General features: G+C 71.5%; 16 protein-coding genes. 12 read left to right on the top strand and 4 right to left on the bottom strand.

What is annotated here, in order from left to right; translation table 11 throughout:
- The first annotated feature begins 86 nt into the window (after positions 1–86).
- Positions 87–2906 (top strand): glycosyltransferase family 2 protein, encoded by a 2820-nt coding sequence (locus tag SMD20_RS23915; RefSeq protein WP_329584702.1) that lies wholly within the window; start codon positions 87–89, stop codon positions 2904–2906.
- Positions 2906–4213 (top strand): DUF5719 family protein, encoded by a 1308-nt coding sequence (locus SMD20_RS23910; protein ID WP_329584700.1) that lies wholly within the window; start codon positions 2906–2908, stop codon positions 4211–4213. The genes SMD20_RS23915 and SMD20_RS23910 overlap by 1 nt, the downstream gene beginning before the upstream one ends.
- Positions 4214–4215: 2 nt before the next feature.
- On the opposite strand, the gene SMD20_RS23905 is transcribed toward SMD20_RS23910, so the two are convergent.
- Complete coding sequence (locus SMD20_RS23905) at positions 4216–4575, bottom strand: metallopeptidase family protein (protein ID WP_329584697.1); 360 nt, start codon at positions 4573–4575, stop codon at positions 4216–4218.
- A gap of 334 nt (positions 4576–4909) precedes the next feature.
- Here SMD20_RS23905 and SMD20_RS23900 point away from each other — a divergent pair, with 334 nt between their 5' ends.
- The 5 genes from SMD20_RS23900 (at position 4910) to SMD20_RS23880 (ending at position 8461) form a co-directional block, all read left to right on the top strand.
- The gene (locus tag SMD20_RS23900; protein ID WP_020546329.1) at positions 4910–5278 is read left to right on the top strand and encodes a DUF3499 domain-containing protein; all 369 of its coding nucleotides are present in this window, start codon (positions 4910–4912) and stop codon (positions 5276–5278) included.
- Complete coding sequence (locus SMD20_RS23895) at positions 5184–6128, top strand: HAD-IIB family hydrolase (RefSeq protein ID WP_442942605.1); 945 nt, start codon at positions 5184–5186, stop codon at positions 6126–6128. Before SMD20_RS23900 ends, SMD20_RS23895 begins: the two co-directional genes overlap by 95 nt.
- A gap of 94 nt (positions 6129–6222) precedes the next feature.
- Complete coding sequence (locus tag SMD20_RS23890) at positions 6223–6390, top strand: Trm112 family protein (RefSeq protein ID WP_020541353.1); 168 nt, start codon at positions 6223–6225, stop codon at positions 6388–6390.
- Positions 6387–7493: an SIS domain-containing protein gene (locus tag SMD20_RS23885; RefSeq protein ID WP_329584694.1), complete on the top strand. Its 1107-nt coding sequence runs from the start codon at positions 6387–6389 to the stop codon at positions 7491–7493. Before SMD20_RS23890 ends, SMD20_RS23885 begins: the two co-directional genes overlap by 4 nt.
- A gap of 38 nt (positions 7494–7531) precedes the next feature.
- Entirely contained in the window at positions 7532–8461 is a 930-nt protein-coding gene (locus SMD20_RS23880) for a cation diffusion facilitator family transporter (RefSeq protein WP_329584692.1), read from the top strand.
- Between the two features lie 23 nt (positions 8462–8484).
- Here SMD20_RS23880 and SMD20_RS23875 read toward each other — a convergent pair whose 3' ends face one another.
- Positions 8485–8835 (bottom strand): MerR family DNA-binding transcriptional regulator, encoded by a 351-nt coding sequence (locus SMD20_RS23875; RefSeq protein ID WP_329584690.1) that lies wholly within the window; start codon positions 8833–8835, stop codon positions 8485–8487.
- Between the two features lie 101 nt (positions 8836–8936).
- Here SMD20_RS23875 and ahcY point away from each other — a divergent pair, with 101 nt between their 5' ends.
- Positions 8937–10364 carry an adenosylhomocysteinase gene (gene ahcY, locus SMD20_RS23870; protein ID WP_329584688.1) on the top strand — a complete coding sequence of 476 codons (1428 nt, stop codon included), beginning with the start codon at positions 8937–8939 and terminating at the stop codon, positions 10362–10364.
- Positions 10365–10380: 16 nt separating this feature from the next.
- Positions 10381–11616: an adenosylhomocysteinase gene (locus SMD20_RS23865; RefSeq protein WP_329584686.1), complete on the top strand. Its 1236-nt coding sequence runs from the start codon at positions 10381–10383 to the stop codon at positions 11614–11616.
- A gap of 3 nt (positions 11617–11619) precedes the next feature.
- Here the strand turns inward: SMD20_RS23865 and SMD20_RS23860 are convergent, their stop codons facing one another.
- Positions 11620–12276 carry a DUF305 domain-containing protein gene (locus SMD20_RS23860; protein WP_329584684.1) on the bottom strand — a complete coding sequence of 219 codons (657 nt, stop codon included), beginning with the start codon at positions 12274–12276 and terminating at the stop codon, positions 11620–11622.
- Positions 12277–12443: 167 nt separating this feature from the next.
- Here SMD20_RS23860 and SMD20_RS23855 point away from each other — a divergent pair, with 167 nt between their 5' ends.
- Together SMD20_RS23855 and SMD20_RS23850 are read left to right on the top strand one after the other, a co-directional pair.
- Positions 12444–13847 (top strand): LVIVD repeat-containing protein, encoded by a 1404-nt coding sequence (locus SMD20_RS23855; protein WP_329584682.1) that lies wholly within the window; start codon positions 12444–12446, stop codon positions 13845–13847.
- 19 nt (positions 13848–13866) lie between these two features.
- Entirely contained in the window at positions 13867–15264 is a 1398-nt protein-coding gene (locus SMD20_RS23850; RefSeq protein WP_329584680.1) for an LVIVD repeat-containing protein, read from the top strand.
- Between the two features lie 48 nt (positions 15265–15312).
- Here SMD20_RS23850 and SMD20_RS23845 read toward each other — a convergent pair whose 3' ends face one another.
- Complete coding sequence (locus SMD20_RS23845) at positions 15313–16260, bottom strand: RDD family protein (protein WP_329584679.1); 948 nt, start codon at positions 16258–16260, stop codon at positions 15313–15315.
- Positions 16261–16311: 51 nt separating this feature from the next.
- Between SMD20_RS23845 and SMD20_RS23840 the strand changes: the two genes are divergently transcribed.
- Positions 16312–17304 carry a stage II sporulation protein M gene (locus tag SMD20_RS23840; RefSeq protein WP_329584677.1) on the top strand — a complete coding sequence of 331 codons (993 nt, stop codon included), beginning with the start codon at positions 16312–16314 and terminating at the stop codon, positions 17302–17304.
- Positions 17305–17316: the final 12 nt, after the last annotated feature.

The raw sequence follows: 17316 nt of genomic DNA, 5'->3' as shown, positions 1-17316 counted from the left end.
GCCCACGTGACCCTTTTTCGCGTTTTCTGACTGCTTGGGCATGTAAGGTGGGCGCGCCTGATCAACCCCCCAGGAGTCACCTGCACATGTCCCGTCCCTACGTCACCGTGGTCGTCGTCGCGCACGACGGCGGGCGCTGGCTGGGGGAGACGCTGCGGGCGCTGGTGAGCCAGAGCCGCAGGCCCGACCGCGTGATCGGCGTCGACAACGGCAGCAGGGACGGCTCGGCCGACCTGCTGGTCCAGGCGCTCGGCCGTGGCAACGTGATCTCCCTGCCCCGTTCCGCCGCCTTCGCCGAGTCGGTCGCCGAGGCGCTCGGCCGCCTTCCCTCCGCAGGCCCCGACGAGTGGATCTGGCTGCTCCACGACGACTGCGCCCCCGACCGGTGGGCTCTGGAGGCCCTGCTCGCCGTGGCCGGGCAGGAGCCGAAGGCCGCGGTGATCGGCCCCAAGCTGCGTGACTGGCTCGACCGCCGCCGCCTGCTGGAGGTGGGCGTGACGGTCGGCCGTACCGGGCGCAGGGACACCGGGCTGGAGCCGCACGAGTTCGACCAGGGACAGCACGACGGCGTACGCGAGGTCATGTCGGTCTCCACGGCCGGGATGCTGGTCCGCCGCGACGTGTGGGAGACGGTGGGCGGGCTCGACCCGTTCCTGCCGTTGTTCCGCGACGACCTCGACCTGTGCTGGCGGATTCGCAACGCCGGGCACAAGGTGCTCGTCACGACCTCGGCCGTGGCCTGGCACGCGGAGGCGGCGGCCCGCCGGCGGCGGCGCATCACGGTGAGCGGCGACCATCCCCGCCGGCTCGACCGGCGTAACGCGATCTTCGTGGTCATGGCGAACCTGCCGTTCCGCGCGATGCTCTGGGCACTGCTGCGGAACGTGCTCGGCTCGGCCTTCCGCACGTTGCTGTTCATCGTGGGCAAGCAGCCGGCGAACGCGCTGGACGAGCTGGTCGCGATGGGGTCGGTGCTGGTGCATCCGTTCCGGCTGATGCGGGCGCGCCGCGACCGCCGCTACGGCCGCAAGAAGGGATATATACGCGTAAAGCGGTTAATGACCCCGCCGGGTGCGGCCTACCGCCGGCTGGTCGACATGGTGCAGAGCTTCCTCGCCGGCGGAGCGCCCGTGGACGCCTCCGGCCGCCACCACCACGCCGCCCCCTCCTCGGGGGAGGACGAGGAACAGGCGCTCGTGCCCGACGACGGCGGCGCGGTCAAACGGTTCCTGTCCAGGCCCGGCGTCGTCCTCATGCTCGCGCTGGCCGCCGTCTCGCTGGTCGCCGAACGTTCCCTGCTGCTCGGCGACCGGCTCGGCGGGGGAGCGTTGGTGCCGGTCACCGGCGGTGCGGGCGATCTGTGGGCGTTCTACACCGAAGGCTTCCACGACGGCGTCGGGCTCGGCTCCGACGCCTGGGCCCCGCCCTACGTGGCGGTCGTCGCGGCCCTGTCCACGCTGGCGCTCGGCAAGACCTGGCTGGCCGTGTCGGTGCTGCTGCTCGGCTCGGTGCCGCTGGCCGGGGCCACCGCGTACCTCGCCACCAGGCACGTCGTCCCGGCGGTGCCGGCGCGGGCGTGGGCGGCCGGCACGTACGCGCTGCTGCCCGTCGCGACCGGCGCCATCGCGGCCGGGCGGCTGGGCACGGCCGTGGTGTTCGTGCTGGTGCCGGTCTACGCCTCGCTCGGCACGACCCTGCTGTCCGCCGAGCCGCGCCGCGCCCGCCGCGCCGCCTGGGCGCTCGGGCTGCTGCTGGCGGTCGGTACGGCGTTCGTGCCGCTGGCGTACCCGATGGTCGCGCTGCTCGGCGGGGCCGCGCTCGCGGTGCGGCGGCCGCGCGGCGCGGTGACGTCCGTCGCCATCGCGCTGCTCGTGCCGGTGGCGCTGCTGTTCCCCTGGCTGGCCGGGCTCGTGACGGAGCCGGGCCGGATCCTGCGGGAGGCCGGGCTGCACGACCCCGCCCTGGTCGATCCCGCCCTCGCGCCCGAGTCGCTGCTCGCGCTCGCCCCCGGAGGGCCGGGACTGCCGCCCTTCTGGGTGACCGCGGGCCTGCTCGTGACGGCGCTGGCCGCGCTGCTCATGCGCCGCCAGCGGACGATCGTCGCCATCGGCTGGGGCGTCGCGCTGTACGGGACGCTGGTCGCGATCCTGGTCAGCCGCATCGAGATCGAAGGGGCGCGGGCCTGGCCGGGAGTGCCGCTCGCGTTCGCCGGCACCGGGCTCGTCGTGCTCGTCGCCCTGACCGCGCACCGCCTGGCCGAGCTGCGCGCCGGCGGCGGCCTCCAGCGGCTCGGCGCGACCGCGGTCGTGGCGGTGGCCTTCAGCACGCCGCTGCTGGCCGCCGGCTGGTGGGTGGCCACCGGCGTACGCGGCCCGCTCACCGGTGACGCCCCCTACGTGCTGCCCGCACTCGCCGCCGCCCGCAGCCAGAACGGCGAGCGCACCCTCGTGGTCAAGGGCGCCGCCTTCACCGTGCTGCACGGCCGTACGCCGCTGCTCGGCGAGGCCGAGCTGCCCGTGCCCGCCGAGGCCGCCGCCCGCGTGGCCACCGCCGCCCAAGGGCTGATCGGCGGGCGCGGCGGCGACGCGGCCACCCTGGCCCAGCAGGGCATCGCCATGGTCGCGGTGGCTCCGCCCGTGCCGCCGGGGCTCGCGAGGACGCTCGACTCGCAGCCCTCACTGGAACGCCTGAGCCTGTCGGAGGCCGGCGGCCTGTGGCGGCTGGCCGAGCCGGTCACCCGCGTGCCGGTCAAGCCGGACAGCGTCCTGCACCGGCCGTGGCTGTGGGCGCAGGGCGTGATGGTGCTGGTCATGGTGGTCCTCGCCGCGCCCGGGCGGCGCGAGAGCCCGCAGGAGGCGCCCGCCGAGCCCGTGCCCGCCGCGCCCCTCCTGGCGGCGAGGGCGTGATGAGGACCTTCGTCGAGAACAGGTACGGCCTCCTCGCGGTGGTGACCGTCGTGCTCGCGGCCCTGTTCGGAATCGCCTGGATCACCCGCCCCGTCCCGGCGGCCCCGGCCTCCGCCGCCCCGCGCAAGGTGCCGGTCGAGTCGGTCACCGCCGTCTGTCCCGGGACGAAGAGGGAGAAGGTCGGCGTCTACCTGCCCGGTTCGCTGACGTACGAGACCATGAAGAGCGGCGCGCCGTACGTGACCGACGGGCCGGGCGCGCTGGAGGCCGGCTACACCGTACGCGTGACCGGCGGCGCGGACCGCGGCCTGGCCGGCGTGCGCTGCACCGAGCCCGCCCCGGTCACCTGGCTCCTCGGTCCCGGGCCCGCCGAGGCGAACGTCGTCCTCCGCCTGGCCAACGCCGACAAGGCCCCCGCCCTGGTGGACGTGCAGGTGCACGCCCCCGAGGGCCCGGTCTCCGGTGACAAGGGCGTGGGGCTCGAGGTGCCGCCGGGCCGGGAGCGCGCGATCGACCTGCGTACGCTCGCGCCGTCGGCCGAGATCACGGCTGTCAGCGTCACCACGATCCTCGGCCGGGTCGCCGTCTCGGCCCGCGCCGTCCTGGAGAGCGGCGGCGTCGACTGGCTGCCCGCCGCGGCCATGCCCGCCACCCGCGTGGTCGTGCCCGGCATCCCGGGCGGCGGCGGAGGCCGGCAGCTCCTCGTCGCCACCCCCGGCGAGACGGACGCGGTGGTGCGGGTGCGCGCGGTCGGCGAGGACGCCGAGTACGCGATGCGCGGTCGCGAGACGCTCGACGTGCCGGCCGGCGGCGTCGTCTCCGCGGACGTCACCACCGGGCTCGGCGCCTCGTCCGCGGCCCTCGTCCTCACCTCGAACGTGCCGATCGTGGCCGGCGTGGCCATGACCGGCACCGGTCAGCACCAGGACGTCGCCTTCACCGCCGGCACGCCGTCACTGGAGCTGGGCAGCGCGGTGGCCCGCAACGGCGCCGGCTCCCGCCTGGTGCTCACGGCGGTCGGCGGCGCGGCGGGCAAGGTACGGGTCCAGGTGGTGCCGGGCAAGGGGGCGGCCGAGCCGCCGTTCGACGTGGACGTGCCCGCGAACCGCACCCGGAGCGTCCGGCTCAAGGCGCGCGGCGACTTCGCGATCGTGGTGACCCCGGTGGCCGGGGAGGTCTACGGCGGCCGGGTGCTGGAGGAACGTCTGCAGGACGGGCTCATGCTCACCGTCCAGCCGCTGGCCCCCGCGCGGGTGTGGACCCTGCTGCCCCCGCTCACGGACACCGCGCGCGTGGTCGCCCCGTGAGGTCAGCGGCGGTCGTCGTAGCCGGGGTCGACGGTCTCGGGGGAGAGGCCGAGCAGCGTGGCGACCTGCTCCACCACGGTGTCGTGGACCATCGCGCCGAGCGTGTCGCGGTCGCGCGCCCTGGCCTCCAGCGGGCGGCGGTAGACGACCACCGCCGCCGGGTTCTGGCCGCTGGCGGCGTCGGCGCGGCCGAACGGGATCGGGTCGGAGGTCAGGCGCGGCCCGTCGTCCAGCTCGCTGAGCGGCGGCACCTCCTCGACCGCGAACTCCACCGCCGAGAGCTGCCGCTCCCAGCGGGGACGCAGCCGGTCGACGGCGTCGAGCACGAGGTCGTCGAAGCGCTCGCTGCGCGACCTGGCCATGGGAACATGCGAGGGGGCGAGCGGGCCGCGAAGCCCGCGACCGTGGCGATCGCGCCGTCTGGGACCGCGCCGTGGTGTCACACGGCAAGTGTACGGGGACGATCCACCCGATCACCGTACGACGGGGCGCGGACGCGCCCAGGTGGGTAGCCCGGTGGTGATCCTTTCGTACGCCCCCAGCCGACGTCGTCCGGCGATCCCGGCAGGTGGTCCGGGGTACGTCATCGGGGCATGTGGGTGGAAAGGCTGAGACAGGTGTCCGAATTGTGGCGACACGCTCGTTAAGAGCGCTCAGATAGTGGCGCCTCGCACTCTTACCAGATACGGTCCCTCCGTGAGCCCCGTCCGCCGCTGTTCCCGCACCGCCTGCAGCCAGCCTGCCGTCTTCACGCTCACGTACGTATACGCCGACTCGACCGCTGTTCTCGGCCCCCTGGCGACGTACGCGGAGCCACACTGCTACGACCTGTGCGCCGAACACGCCGAACGGCTGACCGCTCCTCGCGGCTGGGAGGTGGTGCGGCTGCCCACGGACGGCGCCTCACCCAGCTCTGACGACCTCGAAGCCCTGGCCAACGCCGTCAGGGAGGCCGCGCGCCCGGCCCGCCCTGGCAGCGGCGAGCCGGTCGGCGACGGCGTCGAGGTCGGCCGGCGGGGCCACCTGCGCATCCTCCGCTCGGCTCAACCCAACCGCGAAAGGTGAGACGCGCTCTTCACTGTCGGCCGGTAGGGTCGAAGGTCGTGTCCACGGTCGAATCGTAGGAGTTCCGATTAATCGCACGTTCTCCCTGGTCGCCTTCGACCTGGACGACACACTGGCGGTGTCCAAGTCCCAGATCGACGAGCGGATGGCCGCCCTCCTGGCGCGGCTGCTCGACGCCGTCGAGGTCTGCGTGATCTCCGGCGGGCAGTTCGCCCAGTTCCAGACCCAGGTGCTGCGCCACCTTCCCATCGACGACGGTCAGCGTGCCCGGCTGCACCTCATGCCGACCTGCGGCACGCGCTACTACCGCTGGAAGGACGGCGACTGGTCCCTGGTCTACGCCGAGGACTTCGCCGAGGCCGAGAAGGCGGAGATCATCGAGGTGCTCACCCGGTCCGCCAAGGAGCTCGGCCTCTGGAGCGACGACACCTGGGGCGACATCATCGAGGACCGCGGCAGCCAGATCACCTTCTCGGCTCTCGGGCAGCAGGCCCCGCCGCAGGCGAAATACGCCTGGGACCCCGACGGCGCCAAGCGCCGCCTGCTGTGCGCGCGGGTCTCCGAGCAGTTGCCGGACCTGGAGGTCCGCGGCGGCGGCTCGACGTCGGTCGACATCACCCGGCAGGGCGTCGACAAGGCGTACGGCATCGGCCGCCTGCTCGAAGCCCTCGACCTGTCGATCGACGACGTCTTGTTCGTCGGCGACCGGCTCGACGAGGGCGGCAACGACTACCCCGTCAAGCTGATGGGCGTGGAGTGCGTGGCCGTCGAGGGCTGGGAGCAGACCGCGGAGTTCGTGGCAGACTTCCTCGCGCGAGAAGGGCGCGACGGCGCGGTGTCCGTCGGTTGATCCTCCGACGAGGACCGGGCCGGCTCAGCCCGCCTGACGGTCGCGCCGTGGTGTTACGGTCAAGCTGGTGACGGAAAGCGGAATAGGTGAACTTGTGAAGATCGACGACTGGCTGCTGGAGATCCTGGCCTGTCCGGCGTGCAAGGCGCCCCTGCGCGCCGAGTCCGAGTCCGAGGAGCTGGCCTGCACCGGCTGCGGCCTGGTCTACCCCGTCCGGGATGACATCCCCGTTCTGCTCGTCGACGAGGCCAGGAAGCCGTGACCTGGGAGCCGGACCGGCTCGACGACCAGGCTCATCTGAGCGAGGCCGACCCCTCCGGCATGCTGCCCGCGGTCGCCGCGTCCGCGGCGCAGGTCCGCACCGGCGCCCGCGTGGCCGCCGAGGCTCACCTCGACCGGCTGCTCGCCCACGGGCGGCCGCGAGCGGTCGTGGTGGCGGGCATGGGCGGCTCGGGCATCGCGGGTGACCTGCTCGCGGCCGTGGCCGGCTCAGGTGTGCCGCTGCCGATCGTGACCCTGCGCTCCTACCAGCTCCCCGGCTGGGTGGGCGCGACCGATCTCGTCATCGCCGTGTCCGGCTCGGGCGACACCGAGGAGACCGTGTCGGTGGCCATGCAGGCCGTCCGGCGCGGCTGCACGCTGCTCGGCGTGGGGCCCGCGGGCTCCTCGCTGGAGGCGATCGCCCTGCAGGCGTCGGCGAGCTACGTGGCGGTGCCGGTCACCGGCCCGTCACGGGCCAACCTCTGGCTGCTGGCGATCCCGACCGTCGTGGCCGCCGCCGCGCTGCGGCTGGTGAGCGTCGAGCCCGGCCTGTTCGAACGGGTGGCGGGGTCGCTGGAGGACATGGCGCACCGGTGCCGGCCGTCCAGCGACACCTTCATCAACCCCGGCAAGTCGCTCGCGATGGACCTCGCCGAGAGCGTTCCGGTGATCTGGGGCACGTCGGCGGTCACGCGCGTGGCGGCCACCCGGCTCACCGGCCAGCTGGGCGCCAACGCCAAATATCCGGCGATCTACGGCGAGCTGCCCGAGGCGGGCCACAACCAGGTGGCCGTGTTCGACGGCCCGATGGCCGAGCGCGACATCTTCGCCGACACCTCCGGGCGCACCCTGCGGCTCGTGGTCCTGCGTGACGTCGAGGAGCATCCCCAGGTGACGCGGCAGCGCGAGGCGGCGCTGCGGCTGGCCCGCGACCGGGACGTGCCCGTGACCGAGCTGGTCGCCGAGGGCGCGCATCCGCTGGAGCGGATGGCCTCGCTGATCGGGCTCGGCGACTATGCCAGCGCCTATCTCGCGCTGGGCTACGGCATCGATCCGACCTCTGTATCGGCGATCACAGAACTCAGGGCAAGAATCTCCCAATAGGATCCTCTCCAAGCCTCAACTAGGAGTGGAGAAGACCGGTGAGCGCGAGCGGCGGAACAAAAGCGATCATTGCGGCCCTGACCGCCAACCTGGCCATCGCGGTGGCCAAGTTCGTGGCGGCGGCGTTCACCGGATCATCGTCGATGCTGGCGGAGGGCATCCACTCCGTCGCCGACTCGGGCAACCAGGTGCTGCTGCTGATCGGCGGCAAGCGGGCGGCGCGGGCCAGCACCAAGGAGCATCCCTTCGGCTACGGCCGCGAGCGCTATTTCTACGCCTTCGTGGTCGCGGTGGTGCTGTTCACGATCGGCGCGGCCTTCTCGCTCTACGAGGGCTGGCACAAGATCTCGCACCCGACGAACGTCGAGTCGCCCATCTGGGCCTTCGGGGTGCTCATCTTCGCGATCATCGCGGAGGGTTTCTCGTTCCGCACCGCGATCAAGGAATCGAACGCGGTGCGCGGCAAGCAGTCGTGGGTGGCGTTCGTCCGCCGGTCGAAGTCGCCCGAGCTGCCCGTCATCCTGCTGGAGGACCTCGGCGCGCTGCTCGGCCTCATCTTCGCGCTGTTCGGCGTGACGATGGCGGTGATCACCGGCAACGGCGTCTGGGACGGCGTCGGCACCATGATGATCGGCGTGCTGCTGGCGATCATCGCGGTCGTGCTGGCCATGGAGACCAAGTCGCTGCTGGTCGGCGAGGGCGCCTCGCCCGAGGTGGAGACCCGGATCCGCGCCGCGCTGGAGAGCGCGCCCGAGGTGGAGCGGATCATCCACATGCGCACGCTGCACCTCGGCCCGGAGGAGCTGCTGGTGGCGGCGAAGATCGCGGTCGAGCACAACGACACGGCGGCCGAGGTGGCGCGCGGCATCGACGAGGCCGAGCGGCGCATCCGCGAGGCGGAGCCGATCGCCCGGGTCATCTACCTGGAGCCCGACCTCGACCGGCTGCGCACCCCGGCGTCCAACTGAGCCACGACCCGAGCCCCGGCCTCTCACCTGTCTGAGGGGCGTCGGCCGGGGCGCAGCAGGCGCAGGGCCTTCTCCTTCTCGAAGTCGAGGGCCCTGCGCGGCACCTGGATGCGCCCGATCCGCACCCCGAGGTCGCGTACGGCGGCGGCCACCGCGGGCTCGCTCAGCACCCGCAGCGCGAACGCCAGCTCGGCCGGCGAGACGTCGAACCGTTTCTCCAGCTCCACCCCCTGCGCCACCGCGGCCAGCTCCTCGGGCCCGAAGCGGCGGTGCGCGCCCTGCTCACGCACGGGTGGCAGCAGCCCGAGCGCCTCCCGGTAGCGAAGCATTCGAGGGGACATGCCGAGCCGCCTGGCCGCTTCCGTGATGCGCATCCTTACATTCTTACGTCAGTTTCGACGTCCCGTGGATGCGACCGCTGCCCGGCGCCGCCTAGACTTCTCGCGACAATCACCGTCAGCGCGAGGGGAAACCCATGGACTTCAAGGTCGCAGACCTTTCACTTGCCGACTTCGGCCGCAAGGAGATCCGGCTCGCCGAGCACGAGATGCCCGGCCTGATGGCGATCCGCAAGGAATACGCGGCCTCCCAGCCCCTCCGTGGTGCGAAGATCATGGGCTCCCTGCACATGACGATCCAGACCGCCGTCCTCATCGAGACGCTGGTCGCCCTCGGCGCCGAGGTCCGCTGGGTGAGCTGCAACATCTTCTCCACCCAGGACCACGCCGCCGCCGCGGTGGTCGTCGGCCCCGACGGCACCCCGGAGGACCCGAAGGGCGTCCCGGTGTTCGCCTGGAAGGGCGAGACGCTGGAGGAATACTGGTGGTGCACCGAGCAGGCGCTCACCTGGCCCGGCGGTGACGCCCCCAACATGATCCTCGACGACGGCGGCGACGCCACGCTCCTCGTGCACAAGGGCGCCGAGTACGAGAAGGCCGGCGCCGTCCCGCCCGCCACGGCCGACGACCCGGAGGAGTGGCACGTCATCGTCGACCTGCTCACCCGCACGGTCGGCGCCGACAAGCGGTGGACCCGCATCGCCGAGAGCATCAAGGGCGTGACGGAGGAGACCACCACCGGCGTGCACCGCCTGTACGAGATGCACAAGAACGGCCAGCTCCTCTTCCCGGCCATCAACGTCAACGACTCGGTCACCAAGTCGAAGTTCGACAACAAGTACGGCTGCCGCCACTCCGTCATCGACGGCCTCAACCGCGCCACCGACGTGCTCATCGGCGGCAAGGTCGCGGTCGTCTGCGGCTACGGCGACGTCGGCAAGGGCTGCGCCGACGCGCTGCGCGGCCAGGGCGCCCGCGTCATCGTCACCGAGATCGACCCGATCTGCGCCCTCCAGGCCGCCATGGACGGCTTCCAGGTCACCACCCTGGACGACGTCGTCGGCATCGCCGACATCTTCGTGACCGCCACCGGCAACTTCAACATCATCACCGCCGAGCACATGGCGAAGATGAAGCACCAGGCGATCGTCTCCAACATCGGCCACTTCGACAACGAGATCGACATGGCCGGCCTCGCCAAGCTGCCCGGCATCGTGAAGAACAACATCAAGCCGCAGGTCGACGAGTGGGTCTTCGAGGACGGCCACTCGATCATCGTGCTCGCCGAGGGCCGGCTGATGAACCTGGGCTGCGCCACCGGCCACCCCAGCTTCGTCATGTCCAACTCGTTCACCAACCAGGTGATCGCGCAGATCGAGCTGTTCACCAAGACCGCCGAATACCCGATCGGCGTCTACACGCTGCCCAAGCACCTCGACGAGAAGGTGGCGCGGCTGCACCTCGACGCGCTCGGCGTCAAGCTCACCGAGCTGACCAAGGAGCAGGCCGCCTACATCGGCGTGCACGTCGAGGGTCCGTACAAGTCCGACCACTACCGCTACTGATCCGCTGCGGCAGGCCATGGACCTGAGGGAAAGCGGCGAGCGGCAGATCTCCTGGGCCGCCCGCTCGATGCCGGTGCTCACCGCCATCGGCGAGCGGTTCGCGCTCGAACGGCCGCTCGCCGGGCTGAAGATCGCGGCCTGCCTGCACGTCACGGCCGAGACGGCCGTGCTGATGGGGGCGCTGCAGGCGGGCGGGGCGGAGATCGCCCTGGCCGCCTCCAACCCGCTGTCCACCCAGGACGACGTGGCCGAGGCGCTGCGTGGTTATGGGATCGGGGTGCACGCCCGCGCGGGCGTCGACCGGGCCGCCTACTACCGGCACATCCACCGGGCTCTGGACGTGGGGCCCGATCTCGTGCTGGACGACGGCTGCGACCTGGTCAACATCCTGCACACCGAGCGCGTCGACCTGCTGGAGCGGGTCGGCGGCGGCTGTGAGGAGACCACGACCGGCATCATCCGGCTGCGCCAGATGGCGGCGGAGGGGGCGCTGCGCTTCCCCGTCGTGGCCGTCAACGACACGCGCACCAAGCGCATGTTCGACAACCGGTACGGCACCGGCCAGTCCACCCTGGACGGCATCATGCGGGCCACGAACACCCTGCTCGCGGGCCGTACGGTGGTCGTGGCCGGCTTCGGCTACTGCGGGCGGGGCGTGGCCGAGCGGGCCAAGGGGTTCGGGGCGCGGGTGATCGTGACCGAGATCGACGCGGTCAAGGCGCTCGACGCGACCCTCCAGGGCTACGAGGTGCAGCCGATGGCGCAGGCCGCGCTCCTCGGCGACCTGTTCGTCACCGTGACCGGCAACCGCGACGTGATCAGGGCCGAGCACCTGTCCGTCATGAAGGACGGGGCGATCCTGGCCAACGCGGGGCACTTCGACGTGGAGATCGACGTCCGGGCGCTGGACGAGCTGGCCGGCGAGGTGCAGCGCGGCGTCCGCCCCAACACCGACCAGTACGTGATGCCCGACGGCCGCCGCCTGCTGCTGCTGGCCGAGGGGCGGCTGGTCAACCTCACGGCGGCCGAGGGGCATCCGGCCGCCGTGATGGACATGTCGTTCTCCGCGCAGGCCCTCGCCGTGGAGTGGCTGGCCGCCGAGCGCGCCGGCCTCGCGCCCGGCGTGTACGACGTCCCGGAGGAGATCGACCACGAGGTGGCCAGGCTCAAGCTGGCCGCGGCCGGGATCGGCATCGACCGGCTGACCGGCGAGCAGGAGGACTACCTGCACTCCTGGCGCGTGGGCTCCTGAGACTCAGGCGGGTGGGAGCTCGCGCTCGATCTGCTGCATGCGGCGGATCTCGGCGGTCTGCTCGACGCTGACCTCGCTCGCCAGCTCCTCGATGCGCATGTGCGAGCCGCTGCTCAGCACCTGCTCGCACATCTTGATCGCGCCCAGGTGGTGGTTGATCATGAGCTGCAGGAACATCCGGTCGAACGCGGCGCCCTTGGCCGCCTTCAGCGCGTCGAGCTGCTCCGGGGTGGCCATGCCCGCCATGCCGTCGTGCGCGGCGTGGTGGTCGGGCTCCTTCTGACCCTGCTCGCGCAGCCAGCCCGTCATGTACTGGATCTCCGGCCCCTGAGCGGCCCTGATCCGGTCGGCCATGCCCTTCACCTTGGCCGACTGCGCCCGGCTCGGCGCGAGCAGCGCCATGTCGAGCGCCTGACGGTGATGGATGATCATGTCCTGGACGTAGATGACGTCGGCGGCGTTCGCGGTCGGCGAGGGCACGGCGGTGGCGGCCTCGCCGGGGCCGAGCGTCCTCGCCTGCTCGCCGGGACGCCCGGGGGCGATCACGGGCGCGGTCGCGTCCGCCCGTGGGGCCGGTGGCGGGGAGGATGAGCAGCCGGAGAGCGCGATGCCGGTGAGGGTGACGAGCGTGCCTGCAATGACGTTGAGCGCGGAGCGCACCCAGCCTCCCTGACTGAGGGTGTAGAGACTGCGCACTCTAAGCCAATGACAGGTGGATTGAAAGAGGGCGAATCGGAACAAAAATTGACAGTTTGGACGCTGGCTAGCGGGGCTCCGGCGCGTCAAGATGGCGTAGATTTATGCTCCCTTTATAGGAGGATTGCCCGGTGTTAAGCCCCCGCAGGGCCCTCATCCTGTTCGCGGCGGTCGTGGCGCTGGCCGGCACGACTCTGCCCGCCCAGGCCGCGGACATCCCGGCTCCCGGCGAGATCGTCATGAGCCCCAACATCACACATGTCACGAACGTGCCGAAGCCCGAGGCCCTCGCCGACATCCACACCGACATGGCCTTCCAGGGCGACTACGCCTACGTGGGCAACTACTACGGGTTCTCCATCTACGACATCAAGAACCCGAAGAAGACGCGGCTGGTCAGCTCGTTGGTCTGCCCCGGCGGCCAGATGGACGTGTCGGTCTACGGCAACCTGCTGTTCGGCTCCGTCGACTCCTCCCGCAACAACGACTCGTGCGCCAGCACCTCGCAGCCCGCGAGCGTCAAGGAGTCGTGGGAGGGGATGCGCATCTTCGACATCTCCGACAAGGCCAACCCTCGCTACATCAAGTCGGTCGAGACCAACTGCGGCTCCCACACCCACACGCTGGTGCCCGACCGCAGCGGCGAGAACGTCTACGTCTACGTCTCCTCCTACAGCCCGAGCGCGGCGTTCCCCGACTGCCAGCCCCCGCACGACCTGATCTCGATCATCAAGGTCCCGCTGCGGAACCCGACGGCCGCGTCCGTGATCGCCACGCCCAACCTGTTCCCCGTCGACGGCGGCTTCGGCGGCGTGCCGGGCAGCTACCCCGTCGGCAAGTCGGCCACGACCGGCTGCCACGACATCACGGCCTACCCGGAGAAGGGCATCGCCGCCGGCGCCTGCATGGGCGACGGCATCCTGCTCGACATCCGCGACCCCGAACAGCCCAAGGTCACCGCCCAGGTACGCGACGAGACGAACTTCGCCTTCTGGCACTCCGCCACGTTCAACAACTCCGGCACCAAGGTGATCTTCACCGACGAGCTCGGCGGCGGCACCAGGGCCACCTGCAACGAGGCCATCGGCCCGAACCGGGGCGCCAACGCCTACTACGACATCGTCGGCGGGCAGCTCGTCTTCAAGGGCTACTTCAAGATCCCACGCCACCAGGCCGACACCGAGAACTGCGTCGCGCACAACGGCTCGCTGATCCCGGTCAAGGGCCGCGACATCATGGTGCAGGCGTGGTACCAGGGCGGCATCTCGGTGGTCGACTTCACCGACTCCGCCAACGCCAAGGAGATCGCCTTCTTCGAGCGCGGCCCGGACAACACCGCTCCGGCGCTGAGCGGCGGCTTCTGGTCGGCGTACTACTACAACGGCTACATCTACGGCTCCGACTTCAACCTCGGCCTGGACGTGCTGAAGATCAACGACCCGCGGACGAACCAGGCGAACAGCGTCAAGTCGCGCCTGCTCAACGCGCAGACGCAGGAGAGCTACCCGGACCACGGTCACGGTCACGGGCACTGACGTCAAGGAGGCTCCCGAGTTGTCCATCCCGCGCCGCCGCTCCCTAGCGGCGGTCGCGGCGGCCTTCGCCCTGTCGCTGACCGCGACCCCCGCGACCGCCACCGCGGCCACCGCCGACATCCCGCCCGCCGACACCGTCGTCACCAGCGGGAACGTCACCCACGTGCTCAACATCCCGAAGCCCGCCCCGCTCGCCGGCACCATCAACACCGACCTGGCCTTCCAGGACGGCTACGCCTACGTCGGCAACTACGGCGGCTTCTCCATCTACGACATCCGCGACCCGAAGAAGGCCAAACCGGTCAGCTCCGTCGTCTGCCCGGGCTCGCAGATGGACGTCAGCGTGTACGGCAACCTGCTGTTCAGCGCCGTCGACTCCTCCCGCAGCGACGACTCCTGCAACAGCACGGCCCTGAGCGCCGACCACAAGGAGGCGTGGGAGGGCGTCCGGATCTTCGACATCTCCGACAAGGCCAACCCGCGCTACATCAAGTCGGTCGAGACGAACTGCGGCTCCCACACGCTGACCCTGGTCCCGGGCAAGGGCCGTGACCAGAACAAGAACGTCTACGTGTACGTCTCGTCGTACAGCCCGATCGACACCTTCCCGGACTGCCAGCCGCCGCACGACAAGATCTCGATCATCAAGGTGCCGCTGAAGAAGCCTGCCGAGGCGGCCGTCGCGGCCACCCCGGTCGTCTTCCCCGACGGCGGCAACGAGACCCAGCCCGGCCTGCTGGTGCCCACGAGCGGCTGCCACGACATCACCGCCTACCCGGAGAAGGACATCGCCGCGGGCGCCTGCATGGGCGACGGCGTGCTGTTCGACATCAGCGACCGGCTCAACCCGCGGGTGACCGCCCGCACCACCGACCCGAACTTCGCGTTCTGGCACTCGGCCACGTTCAGCAACGACGCCAGGAAGGTCGTCTTCACCGACGAGCTCGGCGGCGGTGGCCTGGCCACCTGCAACGAGGCCACCGGCCCGAACCGGGGCGCGGACGCCATCTACGACATCGTCGGCGGGCAGCTCGTCTTCAAGAGCTACTTCAAGATCCCGCGCTACCAGGCCGACAGCGAGAACTGCGTCGCGCACAACGGCTCGCTGATCCCGGTCAAGGGCCGCGACATCATGGTGCAGGCGTGGTACATGGGCGGCCTGTCCGTCTGGGACTTCACCGACTCGGCCAACCCGAAGGAGATCGGCTACTTCGAACGCGGTCCCCGCGCGGACGGCAGCGGCGGCGGGATCTGGTCCGCCTACTACTACAACGGCTACATCTACGGGGCCGACTTCCACGCCGGCCTCGACATCGTCAAGATCGACCATCGGCTGACCGACAGCGCCCGGCACGTCAAGACGGGTCGGCTGAACGTGCAGACCCAGGAGTCGTACCGGCCCGGCGGGGGCCACTGACCCCCTGAGCGACGGCGGCCGTCCCCTGAGCGGGGCGGCCGCCGTTCGTCATTGCGGGGGCGCGAACCCACCCGGCGTGACACCCGCCCCAGGACCCGGCGGGGGCGGCGGGGGAGGAGCGTAGGAGGGTTGAGGCGGGGGAGCGTAGGTGGGCTGGGGCGGGGGAGCATAGGAGGGCGAGGGAGCGTGGGAGGGCTGGGGCGGCGGCGGGTACGAGGGCCGCGGCGGTTGCGGCCCGGCCGCGGCGCCGGCCCGCAGCGCCAGCCGGGCCTCCTCGCGGCGCCGGCGCTCGGCCAGCACGGCGCTCAGATACGCGTACGGCGGCACCCCGGCCGGCGCGGCGGGCGAGACGAACGCCGCGGTCTGGGCCGCGATCCGCATCCCCATCTCGTGCTGGACCTGCGGCGACAGGTCGTGCCAGCGCAGCAGGTATTGCCGGGCCGCCTGCGCCACCTCGTCAGGCAGCCGCGACAGCTCCAGCGTGGCCGCCCACGCGGCGAGCGGCGGCGGCATCTGGAATGCCTGCCCGCTCTGCCGCGGCGCCCGGTCGGAGATGACGATCGTGCCGGCGAAGATGTCGCCGAGCCGCTTGCCCCGCTGCGAGACCAGCGAGGAGATCAGCGCGGGCGCCCCGGAGAGCATCCAGAACTCCACCACGCCCGCGAGCCCGCGGAACAGCGCCTGCCTGAACCGCTCGGGGCTGCCGTCGTCGCTCACCACCCGCAGCCCGAGCGCCAGCTTGCCGAGGCTGCGCCCCCTGCTCACCGACTCGAAGATCACCGGGTAGCCGACCATCACCAGGACCATCAGCGCGACCATGACGGCCGCGAACGCCGCCGGGTCCGACACCGTGGCGAACGCCCCCAGCAGCACGTAGGCCCCTATCAGCACGGTCACCTGCACGGCCAGGTCGATGACGATCGCCAGGGCGCGCGAGGGCATCTGCGCCACGCGTACCTCGACGACAACGGCGTCACCTGTCACAACCTCCGACATATCTGGAGCCTAACGGCTCAGCGCAGGTGAGTGAGCGGCCAGAATGTTCGGGTGGACATCGACGCGTTCATCGCCGCACACCGCCCTGTCTGGGACAGGCTCGACCATCTGGTGAAGCACCGCTCGTCGCTGACCGGCGCCGAGGTGGACGAGCTGGTCGACCTCTACCAGCGGGTGGCGACGCACCTGTCGATCGTCCGCTCCTCGGCGCACGACCCCATGCTCATCGGCCGCCTGTCGGCGCTGGTGGCGCGGGCGCGGTCGGCGGTGACGGGGGCGCACGCGCCCGCCTGGCGGGAGTTCGTCCGGTTCTTCACGGTGTCGTTCCCCGTGGTGGCCTACCGGGCGCGGTGGTGGTGGCTGGCCGCCGCGCTGGCGAGCACGGCGGTGGCGTGGGCGTTCGGCGCGTGGGTGGCGGGCAACCCCGACGTGCAGGCCGCGATCGGCACGCCCGACGAGATCACCCAGCTCGTCGAGCACGACTTCGCCGACTACTACTCGGAGAACCCGGCGGCGTCGTTCGCCGGCCGGGTGTGGACCAACAACGCCTGGCTGTCCGCCCAGGTGGTCATCTACTCGGTGCTGCTGGGGCTGCCCATCCCGTACGTGTTGTTCCAGAACGCGGCCAACGTCGGCGTCTCCGGCGGCCTCATGGCCTCCCGCGACAAGCTGGACATCTTCTTCGGGCTGATCACGCCGCACGGGCTGCTGGAGCTGACCGCCGTCTTCCTGGCGGCGGCCGTCGGCATGCGGCTCGGCTGGACGGTCATCGACCCCGGGCCGCGCCGGCGCACGGAGGCGCTGGCCGAGCAGGGGCGGGCCGTGATGAGCGTGGCGCTGGGGCTGGTCGTGGTGCTGTTCGTGTCGGGGCTGATCGAGGCGTTCGTCACCCCGTCGCCGCTGCCGACCTGGGCCCGCGTGGGGATCGGCGTGCTCGCCGAGGTGGCCTTCCTGGCGTACGTCATCGGCTTCGGCCGCCGGGCCGCGCGGGCCGCCGAGACCGGCGACCTCGAACGCGCCCCGGACGTCGCCCCGGCCGCCTGAGCGGCCCCCTAC

It is taken from the genome of Nonomuraea sp. LP-02, from assembly GCF_036289125.1.
Lineage (GTDB): Bacteria > Actinomycetota > Actinomycetes > Streptosporangiales > Streptosporangiaceae > Nonomuraea > Nonomuraea bangladeshensis.
The sequence above is the reverse complement of the archived record's forward strand: the minus strand, read 5'-3'. Positions and strand labels throughout refer to the sequence as shown.